Below are 21236 nucleotides of genomic sequence, written 5' to 3'. Positions count from 1 at the left end.
TGAGGCAGCGTGGCGTCGTCATGATGGTGGGGTCAACACATGCGAGGAGTGCGCATGCTACCATCGTCGACTGTCACTGACCAGCCTTTTTCGAGGCTCCTACCCCGTCGGGAGTGTTACATGCCGAATCTGTGGGTCGATGCCGATGCCTGCCCCAGGGTGGCGCGCGATATCATCGTGCGCGCCGCCGAACGTACCGCCACACCGACCTGGTTCGTGGCCAACCACGCGGTGCCGTTGCCGCCCTCTCGATGGGTCAAGGGCCTGGCAGTGAGCCAAGGCTTCGATGCCGCCGACAACGAGATCGTCGAGCGCATCCAGTCGGGCGATCTCTTGATCACCTCGGACCTGCCCCTGGCCCTGGAGGCCATCGAGCGCGGCGCCAGGGTGATGACAACCCGCGGCGAGGCACTGGACGCCAACAATATCCGCGCGCGTGTCCAGATGCGGGACTTCATGGAAACCCTGCGTGCCAGCGGCGAGCACACCGGCGGCCCCAGCGGCTACTCCGACAGCGACCGCCGCGAATTCGCCAATGCCTTGGATAGATGGCTGGCAAAGAAGCCCCGCTCCTAAGGCCGCCGCTTCGCGGCGGATCGCGCTGCCAGCAGCGCTCCCACAAGGATGCGGCGCCACTGGACAGGTTGGGCGCTTACCCCTTCTCGCGGATCCCCTTGCCCGGCAGCCGTTCGCGGTCGTGGGGCCGGTCGAGGCCGAGCAGCGGGCCGTAGGGCACGATGCCGGTCGGGTTGATGGTGGCGTGGCTGGCGTAGTAGTGGCGCTTGATGTGGTCGAAGTCGACCGTCTCTGCGATACCCGGCCACTGGTAGAGCTCACGGACGTAGTTCGCGAGGTTCGGGTAGTCCTCGATGCGCCGCAGGTTGCACTTGAAGTGGCCATGATAGACGGCGTCGAAGCGGATCAGGGTGGTGAACAGCCGGATATCGGCCTCGGTGAACCACTCGCCGGCCAGGTAGCGGTTCTCCGCCAGGCGCGCCTCCATGCGATCGAGCGCCTCGAACAGCGCTAGCACATGCTTCTCGTAGACCGACTGCTCGGTCGCGAAACCGGACTTGTAGACGCCATTATTGATGTGGTCGTAGACATCGGCATTGACCGCATCGATGGTCTCGCGCAGGTCCGCGGGATAGAGGTCCAAGCGGTTGCCGGTCAGCTCGTCGAAGGCGCCGTTCAGCATCTTCAGAAGGTCCGCGGACTCGTTATTGACGATCCGCCCCGAGGACTTGTCCCAGAGCGCCGGCACGGTGACGCGCCCGGTGTAGTGGGGGTCGGTCAGGGTATAGAGCTGGTGGTGGAAGTCCACACCGTTGACCGGGTCTCCGCTCGAGCCCTCGTCCTGGCGATAGGTCCAGCCCTTGTCGAGCATCAGCGGGCTGACATGGGAGACACCGATGACCGATTCGAGCCCCTTGAGTCGGCGCATGATGAGAATGCGATGTGCCCAGGGACAGGCCAGTGATACATAAAGGTGATAGCGGTTTTGTTCGGCGGGCAAGCCCGGCTGGCCTTCGGGCCCCGGGCGCCCATCCGGCGTAATCCAGTCGCGCAACTTGGCGGATTCACGCACGAATTCACCACCGTGCTTGTCGGTGTCATACCACTGGTCGTGCCAGATGCCGTCGATCAAAAGTCCCATGGATTCATCCTTCATGCCGGTGAGCGAGTGCTCGTAATTGGTAATGCCACTAGCATAAGGCGAAAACTTCGACGCTCAAGCGCAGGTTTTGCGCCCCATCATTCGATGGCCTCGAATGATTCTGCCGGCGGGCAGGTACTCGCCGCGACCTTGAGGGCCTCGGCCAGAGCATGAGTCGCCGGACCGGCCCGATCCCGGTCGCGATGGATCAGCTGCACCGGATACTCGCGGCTGCCGCCCGCGGCCAGCGGCAGCGGTTCGAGGCGCCTCTCGGCCAGGGCCTGGCGAAGGCGGGTCTCGGGAATCCAGGCAAAGCCAAGGCCGCGCTCGAGCATATCGATGGAAGTCTGCAGGTGGCTCATTGTCCAGCGCTGCTCGGCCTTGAGCCAGCCGGCGTCCATGGACTGGTGCAGGGCTGAGTCGCGCACCACCAGCTGACGGTGCTGCTCCAGGTCACGCAGGTCGAGTGGACGACCCAGGCGATGGAGCGGATGCGCGGGGTGGGCCACGGCGAGGAAGTGCACCCTGACCAGTGGCTCACCCAGGAAGCCCTGTGCCGAGATGCCCGAGACTACCAAGTCGGCACTGCCGTCGTAGAGCATCTCGATACCGCCGTTAAGCACCGTTTCGTGCAGTTGCACGCGCACATAAGGATAGGCCGACGAGAAGGCTTCCAGGGCCTTGGCCAGGACATCGGGAGGGAATATCTGGTCAACGGCCAGTACGACCTCCGCCTCGAGCCCCTCGGCCAGGCGTCCGGCCACATCCTCCAGCGAGGCGGCATTCTCGAGCAGCTGCCGTGCACGGCGCAGCAGCAGCTCTCCGGCCTCGGTGAGACGTACCTGCCGGCCCACCGGCTCCATCACCGCCACCCCAAGCTGTTCCTCGAGCTTGTGCACGGCGTGGTTCAGGGTCGAGGGGCTCTTGTGGATCGCCTCGGCGGCACGGGCGAAGCCGCCATGGTCGACCACGGCCGCCAGCATCTGCCATTGGGCCAGGGTGACACGGGACATTTCGAATTCCTCGAATCTAGAGAGCGAAACCTTGCGCTTAATCTTCGAAAAATCCGGCCTAGAATGCCAGACAAAACCTCGCAGAGATTGGAAACGCCACATGACACTCGCCCCTACTACCCGCCAGGTAGACCGCCTGATAACCAGCCAGCCGAGCCAGGATGGAGACGGCGTCAACATCCAGCGCATCCATGATTTCGGCGGTGGGATTGACCCCTTTCTGCCCATTACGGCCCCTTCGTGATGAACGTTCGCGAAGAGCTGGAGCAGGCGCTTAGCGACTACCGTGACGGCACCCTCACCAACTGAACGGCAGTAACGCGGGCCGGGGTTGAAACTCCTCGGCCAATCATATCCAATGGAAACTTAACAAACAGCGTTCGCATTCCTGCACCGACAACATCCTCTTACTGATGGGCCGTTACTGCGGGAGATTCCTGTATGTCCGTACAGACTAGGCATCCCCTGCGCCATGGGGTATGGTTCTGAAGCCATTATTTTAATTTCCTTTTCATCTGTTACGGCCCGTTACCCATGATGCGAATCCTCCATTCGCTGCCCCGCACACACAAGTTGTTGTTGTTACCCGTTGCCACCATGGTCACCGTGCTGGGCGCACAAAAAATCGTCACCACCCTCGAAGATGTCCAGCGTGATAGCCAGACGCTCGACACCGTCCTCGTTCCCCTCGATACCGATGCCAGCCCCGGCCTGCCTTCGCTTCACACGGAGCGGACGCCGGTGGCCGACGCCATCGAGATGGCCAGCAAGGCCCTCGACGCCACACGGGGACATGTTCCGCTGTCCGAGCTGACCGCCTCGGAAATCGTCGATATCAATCTCGTCACTTCGGCGAAGGCCAGCAGCCATGCCGAGTCCGGCATTCCCGAGACCCTCGCGCTACCCTCACAGCGTTCCGAGGCTCGCGAAAACCGGCCGAAGATGCTAACGAATAACGCCTTCAGCCTCAATCCAGAAAGCCTCACCGAGGTGCCGACGGACAACGCTTCCAGTCTCGATGATGGCGCCCTGCACATGGCCGTGGTCATCGGGACCATCGGTAGCGGCATGCTTGATCACGATGGCAGCCTGGTAGCCGATGCCACCTCCTACCAAGATGTCTCCGAGGAAGAGCTCACCCTGTTCGACGAGGGGCCGATACGGCTGGAGCAAGAGATCGCCGCCAGCGAGCCCTATGTGCCAGAGTGGCAAACCTACGAGGTAAAAGCGGGCGATACCTTCGCCGTGATGGCGCAGAACAACCTTGGCATGGGGTACAGCGAGGTGATGAAGCTGCTGAAGCGACTGCCAGAACCCAGGGCCCTGACCCACTGGCGAAAGGGCAGTCGCTTCGAGTACCAGCTCGACGAGAAGGGGCGACTGCTCGCCCTGCGCCTGATGAAGAACGTCCGCGACGGTTACCTGATCGAGCGCCAGGAAGAGGGTTTCGAGGTCGCCACCATCGAGCGCGCCGGCGAGTCGACCCAGCGTCTCTTCGCCGGCAGCATCAGCGGCAGCTTCGCACGCTCGGCCAGGGCCACCGGCCTGACCAATGCCGAGATATCGGAACTCTCCCGGGTCCTGGAAAAGAAACTCGACTTTCGCCGCGACACCCGTCGTGGCGATCGTTTTCAGGTACTGGTGGAATCCGACATCATCGATGGCCAAAGCCTCGACCCGCGAGTGCTGGCGGTTCAATACGATGGCGAGCGCATGGACCTCACCCTGGTGCGCAACCCGGATGACAACAGCTTTTACACCCCGGACGGCGAAAGCCTCGACCCAGCCTTCAACCGCTACCCCTTCGAGGGACGCTACCGGCTGAGCTCGCACTACAACCCGCGCCGCAAGCACCCGGTTACCGGCCGCATCAGCCCCCACAAGGGCACCGATTTCGCCATGCCGATCGGCACCGCCGTGCAGACACCCGCCAACGGCCGCGTAGAAAAAGTCGGCAACCATCCGGCGGCAGGCCGCTACGTGGTAATTCGCCACGACAACGGCTACAAGACCCGCTATCTGCACCTTTCCAAGCCTCTGGTCAGCAACGGTCAGCGCGTCGCCATGGGCGAGCGCATTGCGCTGTCCGGTAACACCGGGCGTAGTACCGGCCCTCACCTGCATTACGAGGTCCTGGTCAATAACAGCCAGGTGAACGCCATGAAGGTGGCCTTGCCCGAAAACCAGAGCCTCCGGGGCGAGCGGCTGGTGGCCTTCAAGCGCCAGTCAGCACCCGTGCTGGCCGCCCTGCAGAGCGGCGAGTCCGGCACCGTGGTTGCCAGCACCGGCACGTTGGAAACTACCGACGACGAAGGCTAAGCCCCGCCGCACCTCGCTCTGCACCGCAACGACCGTACCCCGCTCTCGAGCGGGGTACGGTCGTTGAGGGGGAGCCAATCCCACCGTGGTCAGCTACTGCGGGGGCGGCTGCCCCGGGGTAAACTGGCAGCCCCAAGGATTGGAGACCCGGCGTGTCCTCACCCCATGCCCACCCCCGGCCGGCCGAGCCGCCCGAAAGCCGCCTGGCCAGCTTCCTAGGCGTCTTTCGCTACAGCCACCGTGCTCTGGCACTGGTCTGGCAGACCTCCCGCCCCCTGACACTGGGCCTCGCGCTCTGCACCCTGGTCGCCGGGGTAATGCCGGCGGTAGCGGCCTGGATCGGTCAGTTGATCGTCGATTCCGTGGTCGCGGCGATGGAGCACCACGAAGCCACCGGAGAGGTCGACTGGTGGGGCGTGCTGCGCTACGTGCTGGCCGAGGCAGGGGTGATCGCCACCATCGCCCTGGCCCAGCGCGGCCTATCGGCCCAGCAGTCGCTGCTGCGCGCCCTGCTTGGCCAGAAGGTCAACGTGATGATTCTCGAGAAGGCCGGCACCCTCTCGCTCGAGCAGTTCGAGGACTCCGAGTTCTACGACAAGCTGACCCGGGCCCGCCGTGAAGCCTCGGTTCGGCCGCTGGGCCTGGTCAACAAGACCTTCAGCCTGGCCCAGAACGCCATCTCACTGGCGAGTTTCGGGGTGCTGCTGGTGCAGTTCTCGCCATGGGCGCTACTCGTGCTGGTGATCGGCGCCCTGCCGGTGTTCATCTCCGAGGCCAAGTTCTCCGGCGATGCCTTTCGGCTGTTCCGCTGGCGCTCACCCCATACTCGCATGCAGATGTACCTGGAAACGGTGCTAGCCCGCGAGGACAGCATCAAGGAGGTCAAGCTGTTCGGCCTGGAGCCGCTGCTGCTGGATCGCTACCGGAACATCTTCGAGACCCTATACAAGGAGGATCGTCGACTGACGCTAAGGCGCGAGACCTGGGGCTTCCTGCTCGGCCTGATGGGCACCCTGGCCTTCTACGCTGCCTACGCCTGGGTGGTGGCAGAGACCGTCACCGGTAGACTGACCCTGGGCGAGATGACCATGTACCTGATGGTCTTCAAGCAAGGCCAGGCCGCACTCTCGGCAAGCCTCACGGCCATCGGCGGCATGTACGAGGACAATCTCTACCTTTCAAATCTCTACGAGTATCTGGAGCAGCCGGTGCCCGCCGAGCGCGGCACCCTGACCATGGGGGCGCGTCCCGGCGACGGCATCCGCTTCGACGGCGTGGGCTTCACCTATCCCGGCGCCGAATCTCCGGCCCTGTCCGGCATCACGCTGCACTTGCGCCCGGGAGGGAGCCTCGCCTTGGTAGGCGCCAACGGCTCGGGCAAGACCACGCTGATCAAGCTGCTGACCCGGCTCTACGAGCCCACCGAGGGGCGCATCCTGCTCGACGGCAGTGATCTGCGCGACTGGGAAGTCCAGGCGCTGCGCCGACGCATCGGGGTGATCTTCCAGGACTTCGTACGCTACCAGATGAAGGTGGGCGAGAACCTCGGCGCTGGAGACGTCGCGGCCTTCACCGACGAGGACCGCTGGCAGGAGGCCGCCCGTCGCGGCCTGGCCGATGAGTTCATCGCCGAGATGCCCGGCGGCTACCACACCCAACTGGGGCGCTGGTTCAAGGGCGGCCAGGAGCTCTCCGGCGGCCAGTGGCAGAAGATTGCCCTATCGCGAGCCTACATGCGCGAGGGCGCCGATATCCTGGTGCTCGACGAACCCACGGCGGCCATGGATGCCGCCGCCGAGGCGGCCGTCTATGCCGACTTCCGCGAGCACAGCCGCGATCGCATGACCATCCTGATCTCGCACCGCTTCTCGACGGTGCGTGCCGCCGACTGGATCCTGGTGATCGACGGTGGCGAGATCCTCGAGCAGGGTGACCATGAGAGCCTGATGGCCGCCAACGGCCGGTACGCACGGCTATTCCGCCTGCAGGCCAGGGGCTACCGCTAGCCCTAAGCCCGCAAGGGCGCCGTCAGCCGTCAGGAGGTGTGCAGCTTTGCTACAAGGTCAGGGGGCGATCCAGTGCTTCCAGGAGCTCGTGGTCGCGGTCATAGATATCGGGGCGGAAGGAAAGCTCGCCCTCCTCGCTAACATGCGCGGTCCAATAGTGAAGGATCACCGGCACATGACTTTCCAGCGGCACATTGCCTGTTTCCCCCTTGGCAACCAGGGCGCGGATATCACGGCGGGTACCGGTATCATCTAGTAGCAGCTGAACAAGTGTCATGACGTTCTCCACGCGAATACAGCCAGAGCTGATGGCCCGCTGCTGTCGTGAGAAGAGCTGCTGGGCCGGGGTATCGTGGAGATAGACCAGATGGTCGTTGGGGAAGCGAATCACCACCCGACCCAGGGGATTATCCGGCCCGGCACCCTGGCGCAGCATCACGTTGCCGGGATTTTGCCAGTCGATCGACCGGGGATCGAGCTCACGGCCAGAGGGGCTCAACACGCGAATGTTGTTGCGTTCCAGATACCCCAGATCGCGACGGATTTTCGGCAGCACGTCCTCGCGACGGATGGTTGGGGGAATCGTCCAAGTGGGATTGACGGTCAGGTGGGTGATCTCCGAGCGCAACGAGGGCGTGCGCCGATAGGGTTGCCCCACCACGATTCTCGATCGCCAGATATCGCCGTCGGGGCGGTAGTAACTGACCTGGTAGCCGGCAATGTCCACCAGTACGAAGGTCTCAGGAAGACCGTGCAGCAACCAGCGAGTCCGCTCCAGGTTGATGCGGATCTGGTCGATGCGCTCACCTACCGGCACGTTGAGCGCTGCCAGCGTACTCGGCCCGACGATGCCGTCGACCTGGAGCAGGTGACGCTCCTGGAAGCGTTCGACCGCCTCTGCCAGGGTCTCGTCATAGGTGAAGGGATCGGGTGCCACCAGCTTGGCATCGGGAAGGATCGAGGTATCCGCCGCCACCACACCGGGTTCGCCGATCACCGCCAACCGTTCGCGCAGAAGAGCGACATGTTCGTGGACATCTCCGGGCCGCAACAGATCCTCCCGCGGCGGCAATGTCGGCCAGCCGCCCTGCTCCTCGATATCTTGATAGCGGGCCAGGCCACCGCGCAGGCGCTCATAGGGAGGATAGGAGGGGCGCACCTCGGCGAAGGCCTCTTCGAAGCGACGGGCATCCACGTCGCGCGAGAGAGACCCCAGATTCAGCGACAGAGGCTCGACGGGCACTTCCCAGTCGGTATCGAGACGCTGCGGATCGACCTTTCCCCTTTGCAGATGGCGCAGGGCAGTGAGCAGGACATGGCTGGTGCGCAGCTCGAAGTCGGCCAGTTGCTGGGGATCAGCCTCGCCATTGTCGTAGGCGCGTCGATGCGCCGCCGACAGCGCATCCGCCCGGTAGTCCGATGGCCTCAGCCCGTCCCCCTCCAAGGAATGCAGGGCCTCGGCGAAGGCGGTGACCGTTGCCGAATCCTGCCAGGCCGGACGCCAGTTGCGCTCGACATAGAAGGTTTCCAATGCCTCGTCCCTGTCGGCCGACTGCTCGACGAGCGCTGCCTTCAACGGCGATACCGCTTTCTCGTCGGCCCATGCGCTCAGCGAGAGCACCATCACCACCACGAAAAGCAGCGGCTTCATTCCTTTGACTGAGGGCATGGATACTGACTCCTGCGTTGAGAATGGGGTCTGGTCATCGTGTTTTCCTTGGTCATAATGGTCCCGACCTGGGGCCGCAGGGAAGCCGACCCCCACTTCCGCGTTATCGTCCCGCCGTCCGGAAATGGGCGACGACCGGGCCAGCATGCCACACCACAGGTTTCCCGAATGCCGACATCCTTGCTCAATCGATGGCTCCACGGCAGCGCTCTTTGCAGCGCGCTGCTGCTGGGCTCGCCGGCCGCCCTGGCCAGCTACGACTTCCTGGCCCAGGTCTACTCCGCCGATACGCTTAGCCAGGCTCCTCTCGACCAGACCCTGACGCGTCTGGCGCCAGACGCCGATCCGCGAGTCCTGCGCCTGGCGGCCCGCGCACTCTCCTGTGCTGACCCCGATGCCGAACGCCTGGCGGTCATCGATTTCTCGCTGCCCTCCACAGAACCGCGCCTCTGGGTCTTCGACATGGAGCAGGAAGAGCTGCTGTTCGAGGAACTGGTCTCTCATGGCCAGGGCTCGGGTAATGCCATGGCCGAAACCTTTTCCAATACACCCGAGAGCCACCAGTCCAGCCTGGGGCTCTTTCGCACCATGAACAGCTACTATGGCAGAAATGGCTACTCGTTGCGCCTCGAAGGGCTCGAGAAGGGAGTCAACGACCTCGCCTATCAACGTGCCATCGTGATCCACGGTGCCGATTATGTCAGCGAATCTTTCATCGAGCGTACCGGACGCCTGGGTCGCAGCCATGGCTGCCCGGCGGTACGCAAGGAGGTGACCTACCCCCTGATCGACAGCATCAAGGAGGAGCACTATGTCTTCGCCTACTATCCCGATGCGGAATGGCTGGAGAACTCCGCCTTCCTCGCCTGCGACCGGGAAGAGCCGCAACTCGCTCTGAAATGACCCATGTCCTGCCATGGTGATACCCGAGGCAATATCGCAATATCGTGACGGGAAATCCTCGTCACCGGAGACAGTGGTGTTGCGTTGAGCACTCGCATTGCGGCCACGTCGCGGACTGGGCCATGCTGAAAGACCATCAAGGTCACTGGCACAGGAGGGGGCGATGCAGCGTCAAGTATTACTGATTACCGGAGCGTCGAGCGGCATAGGGGCAGCCACGGCCCGGGCCGCCTCGCGGGAGGGCTACAAGCTGGTGCTGGCCGCCCGCTCCCGGGAGAAGCTGAAATCCCTGGCCGAGGAACTGGGCCCGGAGAACGTGCTCGCCATCGGCTGTGACGTCACCGCCATGGATGACCAGCAGGCCATGGTCGAGCAGGCCATGGAACGCTTCGGCCGCATCGATGCTGTCTTCGCCAATGCGGGGCGCGGCGGCTCGCCGGGAGGCTTCAGTGGCGCCGATCACGAGGCCTGGCGCGAGATGATCCTGACCAACATCTACGGCGTCGGCCTGACCCTGCAGGCCACCCTACCGGCACTGCGTCGCAGCCGTGGCCATGTGCTGCTGACCGGGTCGGCCGCCGGCCGTGCCACCATTCCCGGCTCCATGTACGGCGCCACCAAGTGGGCGGTGAGCGGGATCGGCTACAACCTGCGCGAGGAGCTGCGGGGCAGCGGTATCCGGGTCACCTTGATCGAACCTGGCATGGTCAACACCCCGTTCTTCGATGAGCCCCCGGAGCACGCTCTGGAAGACCGTGACATCGCCAATGCGGTGACCTATGCCCTGGGGCAGCCGGAGCACGTGGATGTCAACGAGATCCTGATTCGCCCCACGCCTCCGCGAGAATGAACCACTGCTCGACACACCAATACGATTACATCCAACCAAAGGACTATCCCATGACACTTTCCGTCGGCGACAGGATTCCGGACATCACCCTCAAGACCAATGGCCCCGATGGGCCACAGGACCTTTCTACCGGTGAATTCTTCGCCGACAAGCGCGTGGTGCTGTTCGCCGTGCCCGGCGCCTTTACGCCTGGCTGCTCCAACACCCATATGCCGGGCTTCGTGGTGCGTGCCGATGACATCCTCGCCAAGGGGGCCGATGCCCTCGCCTGCATCTCGGTTAACGATGCCTTCGTGATGGAAGCCTGGCAGAGGGACCAGAATGCCCAGGCGATCACCATGCTTGCCGACGGCAACGCCGAATTCACACGTGCCATCGGCATGGACAAGGATGCCACGGCAGGTGGCATGGGTATCCGTAGCCACCGCTACGCCTTGATCGCCTTCGATGGCGTGGTGGAATACCTCGGCGTCGATACCGAGAAAGGCGTGGTGGACAAGAGCAGCGCCGAAACCATCCTCGAAAAACTGTCCAGCTAGCGCTCACTCGATAGCGTCAACATTCGAGGCACCAACCATGCTCCAGCCAGGAGGGCACCATATCCTCCGGGAGGCATCCAACCCGTAGCGCCAACGAAAATGAGGAGGTGAGCGTCGTACTGAGCGGGACGACACCGTGGGAGCCTATGTCACGTCGCTGACATCATGCGCCGGCAGTGTCGACACTATGACGACTAGGAGAACTGCGCCGATGGTACGCATCGACAAGAAGGCCACCCGGCTCTACGTGCTGGACACCAATGTCCTGATTCACGATCCCGCCGCCCTCTACCAGTTCGACGAGCACGAGGTGGTCATCCCCATGACCGTGCTCGAGGAGCTCGACAAGCACAAGAACGGCATCCGCGAGATCGCCCGCACCGCCCGCCAGGTCAGCCGCACCCTGTCCGACCTCACCGCCAACGTTGATATCGACCAGATCCGCGACGGCATTCCCATTCCCCGACTCACCGGCCCCGAGGGCTGCCTGCGCCTGCTTTGTTACACCGACTTGAAACCGCTGGATCCGCTGGAAGAGAGCCCCGACAACCGCCTGCTGGCCGAGACTTGTCGGCTGCGCGATGAACGCCCGGACGCCTCGGTGATACTGGTCACCAAGGACATCAACCTGCGGGTCAAGGCGGCCGCGCTGGGGGTGCCGGTGGAGGACTACCTCACCGATCGCGCCTTCGACGACAGCGATGCCATGATCGACGGCGCCCGCATCTATCCCGATGCCGGCCATGACGGCAGCGGACTCTGGGACAGCCTGGCGGTGGACGTCAAGGTCGAGCGCCGGGATCACAGGGTCGTCTACCGCTTGGCCGGCGACATCCCCCGCGAGTGGCACCTCGGCATGCTGGTCTCCGACAGCGACAACGGCGCCAGCTTCGAGGCCATCGTGCGCGAGTCGGGCCCCAAGCACGCCCACCTCGAGCTGCTCACCAACTACCGCCACGGCACCAGCGTCTGGGGAGTCCACGCCCACGACAGCCGGCAGAACTTCACCCTCAACCTGCTGATGGACGACGACATCGACCTGGTGACCATCGCCGGCAGCGCGGGCACCGGCAAGACCTTCATGACCCTCGCCGCGGCCTTCCAGCAGACCCTGGACGTCAAGCGCTTCGAGCGCATCGTCTTCACCCGGGCCCCCATCACGATGAGCGAGGACATCGGCTTCCTGCCGGGCACCGAGGAGGAGAAGATGTCGCCCTGGATGGGGGCCTTCCACGACAACATGGACAACCTGCTGCGCGACGAGCACGACGGCAGCAGCACCTGGAACCAGGACGCTACCCGCCAGCTGCTCGGCTCACGGGTGCAGATCCGCGCCCCCGGCTTCATGCGCGGGCGCACCTTGAACGACACCTTCCTGATCATCGACGAGGCGCAGAACTTCACTCCCAAGCAGCTCAAGTCCTTGATCACCCGGGCCGGGCGCAACACCAAGATCGTCTGCCTGGGCAACGTCGGCCAGATCGACACGCCGTACCTGACTGCCAACACCTGCGGCATGGCGGCGGTGGTCCAGCACTTCCGCGACTGGCCCCACGCCGGCCATGTGACCCTCAAGAGCGTGGAGCGCTCGCGCCTGGCTCTGGCCGGCGAGGAGCTGCTCTGACCCTTTGACCGCCCTCGCCCCGGCCTGAACCGTTGCCCGTACCGGCGGGTCAGGCCGGGACAGTTCAGGCCGTGCCGAACAGCATCAGCAGGGCCAACCCCACGGCCACGCCCATCATCAGCACCGCCGCATGGTGGCGCAGCCACCCCTCGGCACGCGTCATCCTGTCCAGCACCCGAACGACGTCGCGTTCGCGTGCCACCCACCAGGCCACCCAGGCTTGCTGCGCGCTGGAAAGCCGGAAAAGACTCCCCTGCCCCTGCACGAGGAATCGACGCCAGCCGCTGACCAGTAACCACCAGAGATCCCCAGGCGGCAGCCGCCGGGCAAGATGCAGCGGGCGACGACGCGCCACCGCCCACACCACGACAGAAGCCGCCAGCCCCATGGCCAGCGGCCACAGCAGTCCCGGGAGCTCGGCCAACGGTGGCAAGCCACGGGATACGAACTCACCACCCAACCACCAGGGCAGGGTCAGTGAAGCCAACAGGGCCGCCAGCCAGGCCAGCGGCATCGCCGACACCAACGGCTCGAGACCCTCCTTGCGCGCCTGATGCTCGACCTGCCACTGGCACCACAGGGTACGGGCCATCAGCGCCGTGGTGCCCACCGCCGCCAGGCTCAGCCAGGTCACCACCGCCGTATACCCCCCCTCGTAGAGCAGCGCCTTGAAGGCCCACTTGCCGGCCAGGCCCGACGCCAGGGCGCCGGTGAGCGATAGCGCCGGCAACGCCAGCAGAATCCAGAGCAGCCAGGCCGGCAGGCGTGGCGGACGCTCGCCGATACCCACTCCCAGGAACAGCGCCCCCTTGGTCAGGCCGTGATGGGCGGCATACACCACCACCGCCGCCGACAACGCCGGCCAGAGTGTCGGAGCGACCAGGCCCATGGCCACCAGGGCGGTGATCATGCCCATCTGGCTGACACTGGAGTAGGCCAGTACCGCCTTGGGATGGCGCTGGCAGACCCCGTAGAGGGCCGCCCCGATGGCGGCCACCAGGCCGGTCACCAGCATGGTCCCCCCCAACCAGGCGAAGCCCTCGCCGGCTGCCGTCTCGCCCAACGGCAGGGTGGTGAGCCAGCCGACCAGGCCCGCCTTGATCATGGTTCCACTGAGCACCGCGCTTGCCGGCGTCGGCGCCACCGGGTGGGCCAGTGGCAACCAGATGTGCAGCCCGACCACTCCTGCCTTGACCCCGAAGCCAAGCCACAGCAACAGGCCTACCCAGACACCATTCGGTGCTTCGAGCATGCCCTCGCGCAGACCGCTCAACGTGGTGGTGCCGGCGCTACCTGCTCCCCACAGCAGTCCGGCGAGGATCAGGCCCTCGCCCAGTACCGCCATCACCAGGTAGGCCAGGCCACCCATGCGGGCGTCCCGGGTCTGCGAGTGGACCACCAGGCCGTAGGCCGAGAAGGTCATCACCGCGAAACCCATATAGAAACTGGCGATGTCCTCGGCGACGAGCAGCAGCAGGTTACCGCAGAGCGTCAACGGCCAGAACAGGGCGAAGTGCATTAGCCGAGCCTCGGCCGCTCCGTCGCCGGCCACCGCCCTGGCCTGCTCGCCAGCCATATACCCCCGGGAATAGGCCCCTGCCAGCAGCCAAAGCAATGCCGTGAAGACCAGCAGCGTGCCCCGCATACCATCCAGCAACCAGAACCCGCCGAACAGCCACCAGTCGAGGGCCATCGCCCCCTCGTCGACGCCCAGGGCCAGCACCAGAGCAGGCAGTGGTGCGGTGCACCAGAGCCCATCCAGCGGAAATCGCGGCTGTCCGCGATCGGCCAGAGCCGCCATAAGCGGCACCCGCAACATCAGCAGCAGCGGCCAGATCAGCATGGCCGGCAGCAGCAGGACCAGGAGCGCATCGCTCACGGCAGGTACTCCGTGTTGACCACCCGGGTCGCCCACTCCAGCGGACTGAAGGGCATGCCCGCCAGCATGCCGGCCATCAGGCTGAACAGCGCCGTAGCCACCGCCGGCACCAGCAGCCAAGCATGCGTCTCCAGCCGGCCCAGACGGCGTTCCTCGGGCCACTCTCCCACACCGTGATCGGGTCCGGGACGAAACCACAGCCGACCGAGAATCGGCAGGAAATAGCCGGCATTGAGCAGGCTACTGGCTACCAGCACGGCGATCACCCAAGGCATGCCGGCCTGGATCGCTCCGGTGCCCAGGTACCACTTGCTGAAAAACCCTGCCACCGGCGGCAGACCGATCATGCCCAGCGCCCCCACCGTGAAGGCCAGGCTGGTCAGCGGCATGCGCCGTCCGGCGCCGTCGAGATCGTCGATGCGGTGTATACCAAGCTCTTCGGCGTAGTTACCGGCGCAGAAGAACAGCGTGACCTTCATCAGGCCCTGGTGCAGCAGATGAGAAAATGCGGCGATGGTACCCAGCGGGCCGAACAGGCCGATGCCCAGCACGACATAGGCGACCTGGCTTACCGTTGAGTAGGCCAGTCGCGGCTTGAGTTCCTGCTGGGCCAGGGCACGCAGCGAACCATAGAGGATGGTCACCGAGGCCACGGCCACCAGGCCGGTCAGCAGTCCGAGCTCGGCACTCAGTTCAATACCGTAGATATCGTAGACCAGCCGTACGATGCCGAAGGCACCGGCCTTGACCACCGCCACGGCGTGCAGCAGAGCGCTGACCGGCGCCGGCGCCACCATGGCCCGCGGCAGCCAGCCGTGCAGCGGCACCAGGGCCGCCTTGACGCCGAAACCGGCGATCAGCACCCAGAAGAGGCCCACCAGAAGTGGGCGGCGGTCGGGATCGAGCCCCGCGAGAATCTCCCGCTCACCGAAGCGGATGTCCCCAACCAGGACGTGCAGGGCGATCATCCCGACCATCAGCACCAGTCCGGCGGTCAGGGTGAAGCGCAGGTAGACCCCGCCTGCGGCCAGCGCCTTCGAGGTGCCCCGATGCACCACCAGGGGATAGGTGGAGAGGGTCAGCAGCTCGTAGAAGATCAGGAAGGTAAAGAGATTGCCGGCCAGGCTGATGCCCAGGGTGCTGGCTACGCAGAGACTGAAGAAACCGAAAAATCGCTTGCGGTTGGGGGAGTCCTCCAGGTAGCCGATGGCGTAGACAGTGGTGAACAGCCAGAGCAGCGAGGAGAGCCCCGCGAACATGATCCCTAGGGCGTCGGCGCGTAACACGAAAGCCAGTCCCTCGAGGACCGGGAACTCGAGAGTGTACTCATGGCCGCGGCTGAGCCCCCAGACCATCCAGACCACCAGGCTCAGCTTGACCAGGGCCGCACCGAGGTTGAGGCCGGTACGCGCCCGGAAAGCCCGCTCGGGCAGCAGGAAGATCAGCAACGCAGTGAACAGCGACGTGCACAGGGTCGCCAGCAGAAGCAGTCCACCGCTCATGGCATGCCTCCCGCGCGGATCAGCGCCAGCGGCCACTCGGCGCCGAGCCCCAGCCCCAGGGCGCCCAGCGCCAACAGCAGGGCGATGAAGTTCATGCCCACGGGCAACGGCCGGAGCTCATGGCGGGTTGCGTCCTCGACGAAGGCGCAGCGGTAGACCCTGAAGACATAGGCGACGGTGAGCAGAGTACCGGCCACCAGCACGGCGACCCACAGCCACTGCCCGGAGAGGATAGCCGCCTGCAACAGCAACCATTTGGCGGTGAAACCAGCGCTGGGCGGAAGCCCCATCAGGGTCACCGCGGCAATGCCGAAAGTCATCAGCGGAAACGGCAGCTGACGGCTGGTTCCCGCCAGGCCCGCGAGGCGGCTCTCGCCGGCGGCCAGCACCAGGTTGCCGGCCGCCATGAACATCGCGGCCTTGGCCAGGGCATGCGCAGCCAGCTGCAGCCAGGTGGCCTGCCACGCCAGGGTCGCCACCGCCGCCGAGGTGGCGGCCAGCAGCGGGAAGGCCAGCATCAGGTAACCCAGCTGACCCACAGTGGACCACGCCACCACCTGCTTGAGCGTATTGGCCCGCCAGGCCTGCAGCCCGCCCCAGAGTACCGCCATGCTGCCAAGGAGCCCGAACAGCCAGGCCGCGGCCACGGCTTCCGGCACCAGCCGCTGCCACAGCTGCATCAGGATGAAGAAGGATGCCTTGACCACCAGGGCGCCATGCAGAGCGCTCACCGGGGTCCAGGCACTGGCGTGCACCGGCGCCAGCCAGCCGTGCAGCGGGAAGATTGCCGCCTTGAGCAGCAGGCCGGCGGCCAACAGCGCCATGGCGATGCTGGTTACCGGACCCGGCTGGGTGGTGGCCGCCAGCCCGGACAGGTCCAACCGTCCCGAGACCCCCAGCAGCAGTGCCACGCCCAGCAACCAGGCCAGCGAGCCCACCAGGGCGTAAAGCAGATAGCGCATGCCCGCTACCAGGGCCTCCTGCTTGCCGGGCAGCAGCATCATGCCCACGGCGCACAGCCCCATCAGCTCCAGTGCCGCATAGAGAGTCAGCAGGTCGGCGGCTACCCAGATGACGCCGAGCGCCGTGGCTAGCCCGCCCAACAGTGGCCAGAAGCCGGCGAAAGTTCGCTCGGCCACTGCGAGGGCCCGCCGGTGCCCGACCGCATAGGTCGCGCTGGCCAACAACAGCAGCTGAGTCAACAGCAGCAGCAAGCCCGCCAGGCCGTTCAGGCGCCAGTGGAGCAACGACTCACCCAGTGACCAGACGCCCTCGAACTCGCCCCCCTCAGCGACGCGATGCAGCAGCCAGAAAGTCGCCAGCGGCAAGGGGGTGCTGGCCAGCAACACCGACAGCATGCGCTGCGGAGGAAAACGCCACGCCAGCAGACCCAGCAGCGACGGAGCCAGAAGCGCCAACCACAGCACCGCGGCCTCCGCGGACAGAGGGACGTCCGATAACACACTCATCGTGTCTAGTCCGCCGCTTCAGCGCCAAGCGTCACACGACCGTCCAGGGCGTATAGACGACGCAGGAGCGCTGCACCTAGTACCGAACCGATCAGGGCCACCACCAACCCCACCAGGATCAGTCCCTGAACCTCGCCCCCGGGGCCTGCCAGGCCGGCAAGCAGCAGGAAGACCCCTGAACCCAGGACGTTGAAGGCTAGCAGGCGACGCAGCAGGTGCAGGTGATAAGCGAAGGCCCACAGACCCAGGGCCATGATCACCAACCCCGTGGCCAACAGCGGGCGTCGCGTCGCTTCGTCCGAAGCGACGAGCTCGCCATCTCCCGAAATTCCCCATACCGCCACCCCAGCCAGGGTCAGCCAGACGAAGGCGGCTAGCCAGCGAACCGGGGCCTGGTGGCGGGGGCGACGTTGCTGGTCACGCAGAGGAAGGGAGGACGGGGAACCCGGACGGCCCAGCCCGTGGAACAGAGCGAAACCGGTGAGCAGCGCGCCCAGCACAGCCTCGACAAGCGCCAGCAAGGGTGCATCGAGCCACCACCAGGCCAGCGACATCAGTAACGCGAAGGCTATGAAAGCCAGGCAGGCACGCAGCAGGTGACGGTCCAGGAGACAAGCCGCCGCCAGGATCACCAGCAGGCTGGCCGGAAAGAGCTCCCCCGACAGCGACACCGTCGACTCAGCGGTTACCGCGGTTGACCGCCTTTTCGAGCAGCGCCTCGCTCTCGCTGCCGGGCCCTTTCTTCAATATCGTCTGGGCCTCATGCCACAGGCAAATGTAGCGATGGCAGGAGGCACAGTGCACCTCGTCATCGGGATTTTTCACCTGTGAAACCCGCATCAGGTGGCTGCCGCAGCTCGGACAGGCAACCGGCAAGCGAAAATCTTCCGACAGGGACATGGCAATGCTCCTCGTGTAGCGTTGTGGATAGTCCCTATCCTGCCGACATCGGCAGCAATTCTCCAGCCACTCGGCCCTTCATTGGCGTTCACCCTCGTCGATCCCGGGAAAGTCCAGAGGTCCGACCAGTCGATTGCGCCCCTCATGCTTGGCCCGGTAGAGCGCCTGGTCGGCCTGGGATAGCGCCAGGTCCAGGCTGCCCTCCGGCGGCAGCACCGCCAGCCCCAGGCTCACCGTGATGCGCAGCGTGGTGTCTGCCACCTCGAGCTCGATCGCCTCCACCTCGGCACGCAGGCGGTCGAGCACGCTCCAGGCATCCTCGGGCAAGGTGTCCACCAGCATGACGACAAACTCCTCACCGCCGAGGCGGGCGAAGATATCGTAGGGGCGCAGGCAGTCACGACAGGTCATGGCGAAGGTCTGCAGAACCAGGTCACCGACCGCATGACCATGGGTGTCATTGATACGCTTGAAGTGGTCGAGGTCGAGCATCGCCAGGGGCACCGAGCGGCCCTGGCGGGCGGCACGGGCGCGGACGGCTTCGCCGAAATCGAAGAAGGCCCGGCGATTGAACAACCCGGTAAGCATGTCGGTGCTGACCAGGTGCTGGGTGCGTTGCTCTTCCTGCTTGCGCGAGGTGATGCACAGCAGGAGTCCATCCCAGAGGGTAATGCCATCGCCACGGCGAGTAGGGCTCGCCCGCCCCTCGAGCCAGCGGAAACCCTCAGGGGTGTCGAGACGGAACTCCAGCTCCCAGGGTTCCAGGCTCACCGCCGACTGCGCCAGGGAGGCAGCCAGGGCCTTCCGGTCCTCGCTATAGACCCGCTCCAGCAGCGCGTCGGCGCGGTGCATCACCGAGCCAGCGGACAAGCCGGCTAGCGCTCGCAGCCCGTCGCTGAAGTAGAGGAAGTCGAGCCTGCCCCGGGCATCCTGGCGAAGCTGGAAGACCACGCCGGGAAGCCGCGAGAGAGTTCCCTGCAGGCGCTCCAGCAGGGTGTGGTCGTGCAGGGCTCGTTGACGCAACTCGGTGACGTCATGGAGGGTCACCAGCAGCCGCAACGGCTCGCTCGCGTCAGCGGCAAGGGGTTGGAAGACACCATCCTGGTGAATCAGCCGTCCATCGAACCGGCGACACAGCAGCATGCCCTGCCAGGGCCGGCGACGTGCGACACAGTGAGCCAGGGCATGGCTGATGTCGCCATGCAACGGGTCAACGTCGAGGAAGGTGATGCGGCGACCGATCAGGGCCTCGGCGGGATGGCCGATATACAGCTCGCAACCGGGATTGACGCGCAGGATGACACCGTAAATATCGGTGAGCAGAGCGACACCCGGGAAGTCATCGAGCAGCGCTTCTGCCAACGACCCCCGCCCCACCCTTTGCGTTCTCCATGTCTGCCACATGTCCCTGATTCGTGCCATGCCCCACCCTGGGAGTTACCCATCGGTTTCGAAAAGGAGACTCCTTCCTCCTATCTCTCACACCCTACCCCAGGATGGCAGGCAGCACATGCAAAACGACACTGTCTTCTCATGACTAGAGCTTCAACCGATCCGCCACATAGTCGGCGTCCTTGTCGCCACGCCCGGAAAGGTTAACCAGAATATGCTCGCCGGCCGGCAGGGTCGGCGCCACGCGCATGGCCCAGGCCACTGCGTGGGCGCTCTCCAGCGCCGGGATGATCCCCTCGACCCGCGACAGGGTCAGGAAGGCCTCCAGGCACTCGTCGTCATCGGCGCTCTGATAGTCGACTCGGCCCAACTCCTTGAGGTAACTGTGCTGGGGCCCGACCCCCGGATAATCGAGTCCCGAAGCGATGGAGTGCACCGGCATGGGCTGGCCCGCCGCGTCCTCCAGCACGTAACAGGCCATGCCATGGATCTCGCCGGGGCTGCCCAGGGTCAGGGTGGCGGAGTGGCGCTGAGTATCGAGTCCCTCCCCAGCGGGCTCCACCCCCACCAGGTGCACGTCGTCATCTTCGAGGAAAGCGGTGAACATGCCGATGGCGTTCGAGCCCCCGCCCACGCAAGCGGTAACGTGATGCGGCAAGCGGCCATGGCGCTCGAGGAACTGACCACGGGCCTCGCGGCCGATGATCGCCTGGAAGTCGCGAACCATCTTCGGGAAGGGATGCGGCCCCACCACCGAGCCGATGGCATAGATATAGTGCTGCGGATCCTTGAGGTACTCCTCGAAGGCGCTGTCCACGGCGTCCTTGAGGGTCGCCGTGCCACGGGTTACAGGGATCAGGGTGGCACCCAGGATCTTCATCTTGGTGACGTTGGGATGCTCCTTCTCGATGTCCACCTGGCCCATATGGATCTCGCAAGGGATGCCCACCAGAGCGCAGGCGGTGGCCAGCGCCACGCCATGCTGGCCGGCGCCGGTCTCGGCGATCACCTTGGTCTTGCCCATGAACTTGGCCAGCAGCGCCTCGCCCAGGCAGTGGTTGATCTTGTGGGCGCCGGTATGGTTCAAGTCCTCGCGCTTGAGGTGGATCTGGGCGCCGCCCAGCTTTGTGGAGAGCCGCCGGGCATGGAAGATCGGGCTCGGACGACCCACGTAATCGGCGAACAGGTTGGCCAGTTCGCTACGAAAGTCCTCGCGGACGCGGATCTCCTCGTAGGCGGCGTCGATCTCATCCATCACCGCCTTGAGCGCCGGGGGAATCAGTTGACCACCGAAACGGCCGAAATAGCCCCGCGCGTCGGGCAGGTTGGTGAAAGGGGAAGTGCTCATGGTCTGGATCCTGACGGCATGCAAAATAATGGCCTGACATCCTGCCCCGCGTCCGCGGAACTGTCGAGACGACCTTCGCCGAAGCTTGAGGCCGCCAGCCAGAGCCCGAGGTTGATCAACGCCAGGTACCCATCGGGAGAGGACTGGGTCGCCGTCACGAAGCATC

At 65.0% G+C, this 21236-nt stretch carries 19 protein-coding genes; 9 read left to right on the top strand and 10 right to left on the bottom strand.

The features are described 5' to 3' along the window. The first annotated feature begins 120 nt into the window (after nucleotides 1-120). Nucleotides 121-576, top strand: a complete 456-nt coding sequence (locus U5L98_RS05325; protein WP_322557309.1) for a YaiI/YqxD family protein — start codon at nucleotides 121-123, stop codon at nucleotides 574-576. A 76-nt stretch (nucleotides 577-652) separates the two neighbouring features. On the opposite strand, the gene U5L98_RS05320 is transcribed toward U5L98_RS05325, so the two are convergent. Together U5L98_RS05320 and U5L98_RS05315 are read right to left on the bottom strand one after the other, a co-directional pair. Then, complete coding sequence (locus U5L98_RS05320; protein ID WP_322557308.1) at nucleotides 653-1657, bottom strand: glutathione S-transferase family protein; 1005 nt, start codon at nucleotides 1655-1657, stop codon at nucleotides 653-655. A 98-nt stretch (nucleotides 1658-1755) separates the two neighbouring features. Next, the gene (locus U5L98_RS05315) at nucleotides 1756-2670 is read right to left on the bottom strand and encodes a LysR family transcriptional regulator (protein WP_322557307.1); all 915 of its coding nucleotides are present in this window, start codon (nucleotides 2668-2670) and stop codon (nucleotides 1756-1758) included. 100 nt (nucleotides 2671-2770) lie between these two features. Here U5L98_RS05315 and U5L98_RS05310 point away from each other — a divergent pair, with 100 nt between their 5' ends. The 4 genes from U5L98_RS05310 to U5L98_RS05295 all read left to right on the top strand — a co-directional run bounded on the left by U5L98_RS05310 (nucleotide 2771) and on the right by U5L98_RS05295 (nucleotide 6995). Continuing rightward, nucleotides 2771-2914 (top strand): hypothetical protein, encoded by a 144-nt coding sequence (locus U5L98_RS05310; protein ID WP_322557306.1) that lies wholly within the window; start codon nucleotides 2771-2773, stop codon nucleotides 2912-2914. Beyond that, nucleotides 2914-2979, top strand: coding sequence for a hypothetical protein (locus U5L98_RS05305; RefSeq protein ID WP_322557870.1), 66 nt, complete (start codon nucleotides 2914-2916; stop codon nucleotides 2977-2979). The genes U5L98_RS05310 and U5L98_RS05305 overlap by 1 nt, the downstream gene beginning before the upstream one ends. Before the next feature lie 225 nt (nucleotides 2980-3204). After that, nucleotides 3205-4989 carry a peptidoglycan DD-metalloendopeptidase family protein gene (locus tag U5L98_RS05300; protein ID WP_322557305.1) on the top strand — a complete coding sequence of 595 codons (1785 nt, stop codon included), beginning with the start codon at nucleotides 3205-3207 and terminating at the stop codon, nucleotides 4987-4989. A gap of 152 nt (nucleotides 4990-5141) precedes the next feature. Further along, complete coding sequence (locus U5L98_RS05295; RefSeq protein ID WP_322557304.1) at nucleotides 5142-6995, top strand: ABC transporter ATP-binding protein; 1854 nt, start codon at nucleotides 5142-5144, stop codon at nucleotides 6993-6995. Nucleotides 6996-7044: 49 nt separating this feature from the next. Here U5L98_RS05295 and U5L98_RS05290 read toward each other — a convergent pair whose 3' ends face one another. Then, the gene (locus U5L98_RS05290; RefSeq protein ID WP_322557303.1) at nucleotides 7045-8664 is read right to left on the bottom strand and encodes a L,D-transpeptidase family protein; all 1620 of its coding nucleotides are present in this window, start codon (nucleotides 8662-8664) and stop codon (nucleotides 7045-7047) included. A 168-nt stretch (nucleotides 8665-8832) separates the two neighbouring features. Here U5L98_RS05290 and U5L98_RS05285 point away from each other — a divergent pair, with 168 nt between their 5' ends. The 4 genes from U5L98_RS05285 to U5L98_RS05270 all read left to right on the top strand — a co-directional run bounded on the left by U5L98_RS05285 (nucleotide 8833) and on the right by U5L98_RS05270 (nucleotide 12580). After that, nucleotides 8833-9567, top strand: a complete 735-nt coding sequence (locus U5L98_RS05285) for a murein L,D-transpeptidase catalytic domain family protein (protein ID WP_322557302.1) — start codon at nucleotides 8833-8835, stop codon at nucleotides 9565-9567. Nucleotides 9568-9730: 163 nt separating this feature from the next. Continuing rightward, nucleotides 9731-10417 (top strand): SDR family oxidoreductase, encoded by a 687-nt coding sequence (locus U5L98_RS05280; RefSeq protein WP_322557301.1) that lies wholly within the window; start codon nucleotides 9731-9733, stop codon nucleotides 10415-10417. A 50-nt stretch (nucleotides 10418-10467) separates the two neighbouring features. Continuing rightward, nucleotides 10468-10956, top strand: a complete 489-nt coding sequence (locus U5L98_RS05275; protein WP_322557300.1) for a peroxiredoxin — start codon at nucleotides 10468-10470, stop codon at nucleotides 10954-10956. Between the two features lie 211 nt (nucleotides 10957-11167). After that, the gene (locus U5L98_RS05270; RefSeq protein WP_322557299.1) at nucleotides 11168-12580 is read left to right on the top strand and encodes a PhoH family protein; all 1413 of its coding nucleotides are present in this window, start codon (nucleotides 11168-11170) and stop codon (nucleotides 12578-12580) included. A gap of 64 nt (nucleotides 12581-12644) precedes the next feature. Here the strand turns inward: U5L98_RS05270 and U5L98_RS05265 are convergent, their stop codons facing one another. The 7 genes from U5L98_RS05265 to trpB all read right to left on the bottom strand — a co-directional run bounded on the left by U5L98_RS05265 (nucleotide 12645) and on the right by trpB (nucleotide 21070). Then, entirely contained in the window at nucleotides 12645-14459 is a 1815-nt protein-coding gene (locus tag U5L98_RS05265) for a complex I subunit 5 family protein (RefSeq protein WP_322557298.1), read from the bottom strand. Further along, entirely contained in the window at nucleotides 14456-15961 is a 1506-nt protein-coding gene (locus U5L98_RS05260; protein ID WP_322557297.1) for a complex I subunit 5 family protein, read from the bottom strand. Before U5L98_RS05260 ends, U5L98_RS05265 begins: the two co-directional genes overlap by 4 nt. After that, complete coding sequence (locus U5L98_RS05255; protein ID WP_322557296.1) at nucleotides 15958-17430, bottom strand: complex I subunit 5 family protein; 1473 nt, start codon at nucleotides 17428-17430, stop codon at nucleotides 15958-15960. The genes U5L98_RS05260 and U5L98_RS05255 overlap by 4 nt, the downstream gene beginning before the upstream one ends. Nucleotides 17431-17435: 5 nt before the next feature. Next, nucleotides 17436-18101, bottom strand: coding sequence for a Na(+)/H(+) antiporter subunit B (locus U5L98_RS05250; protein ID WP_322557295.1), 666 nt, complete (start codon nucleotides 18099-18101; stop codon nucleotides 17436-17438). Between the two features lie 7 nt (nucleotides 18102-18108). Then, on the bottom strand, nucleotides 18109-18330 hold the full coding sequence (locus tag U5L98_RS05245) for a hypothetical protein (protein ID WP_322557294.1): 222 nt from the start codon (nucleotides 18328-18330) through the stop codon (nucleotides 18109-18111). Nucleotides 18331-18408: 78 nt separating this feature from the next. Beyond that, the gene (locus U5L98_RS05240) at nucleotides 18409-19692 is read right to left on the bottom strand and encodes a diguanylate cyclase (protein ID WP_322557293.1); all 1284 of its coding nucleotides are present in this window, start codon (nucleotides 19690-19692) and stop codon (nucleotides 18409-18411) included. Nucleotides 19693-19867: 175 nt separating this feature from the next. After that, on the bottom strand, nucleotides 19868-21070 hold the full coding sequence (gene trpB, locus U5L98_RS05235) for a tryptophan synthase subunit beta (protein ID WP_322557292.1): 1203 nt from the start codon (nucleotides 21068-21070) through the stop codon (nucleotides 19868-19870). Nucleotides 21071-21236 lie beyond the last annotated feature (166 nt).

Source organism: Halomonas sp. (assembly GCF_034520545.1).
GTDB lineage: Bacteria > Pseudomonadota > Gammaproteobacteria > Pseudomonadales > Halomonadaceae > Halomonas.
Note: the sequence above shows the minus strand (reverse complement) of the source record. Positions and strands in the feature narration are given on the sequence as shown.

What these genes read in the sequence shown, in the direction of transcription:
- U5L98_RS05325 (WP_322557309.1), top strand. Translation starts at nt 121, where the DNA reads ATGCCGAATCTGTGGGTCGATGCCGATGCCTGCCCCAGGGTGGCGCGC.
- U5L98_RS05320 (WP_322557308.1), bottom strand. Translation starts at nt 1,657, where the DNA reads ATGGGACTTTTGATCGACGGCATCTGGCACGACCAGTGGTATGACACC.
- U5L98_RS05315 (WP_322557307.1), bottom strand. Translation starts at nt 2,670, where the DNA reads ATGTCCCGTGTCACCCTGGCCCAATGGCAGATGCTGGCGGCCGTGGTC.
- U5L98_RS05310 (WP_322557306.1), top strand. Translation starts at nt 2,771, where the DNA reads ATGACACTCGCCCCTACTACCCGCCAGGTAGACCGCCTGATAACCAGC.
- U5L98_RS05300 (WP_322557305.1), top strand. Translation starts at nt 3,205, where the DNA reads ATGATGCGAATCCTCCATTCGCTGCCCCGCACACACAAGTTGTTGTTG.
- U5L98_RS05290 (WP_322557303.1), bottom strand. Translation starts at nt 8,664, where the DNA reads ATGCCCTCAGTCAAAGGAATGAAGCCGCTGCTTTTCGTGGTGGTGATG.
- U5L98_RS05285 (WP_322557302.1), top strand. Translation starts at nt 8,833, where the DNA reads ATGCCGACATCCTTGCTCAATCGATGGCTCCACGGCAGCGCTCTTTGC.
- U5L98_RS05280 (WP_322557301.1), top strand. Translation starts at nt 9,731, where the DNA reads ATGCAGCGTCAAGTATTACTGATTACCGGAGCGTCGAGCGGCATAGGG.
- U5L98_RS05275 (WP_322557300.1), top strand. Translation starts at nt 10,468, where the DNA reads ATGACACTTTCCGTCGGCGACAGGATTCCGGACATCACCCTCAAGACC.
- U5L98_RS05270 (WP_322557299.1), top strand. Translation starts at nt 11,168, where the DNA reads ATGGTACGCATCGACAAGAAGGCCACCCGGCTCTACGTGCTGGACACC.
- U5L98_RS05260 (WP_322557297.1), bottom strand. Translation starts at nt 15,961, where the DNA reads ATGAGCGGTGGACTGCTTCTGCTGGCGACCCTGTGCACGTCGCTGTTC.
- U5L98_RS05255 (WP_322557296.1), bottom strand. Translation starts at nt 17,430, where the DNA reads ATGAGTGTGTTATCGGACGTCCCTCTGTCCGCGGAGGCCGCGGTGCTG.
- U5L98_RS05245 (WP_322557294.1), bottom strand. Translation starts at nt 18,330, where the DNA reads ATGTCCCTGTCGGAAGATTTTCGCTTGCCGGTTGCCTGTCCGAGCTGC.
- trpB (WP_322557292.1), bottom strand. Translation starts at nt 21,070, where the DNA reads ATGAGCACTTCCCCTTTCACCAACCTGCCCGACGCGCGGGGCTATTTC.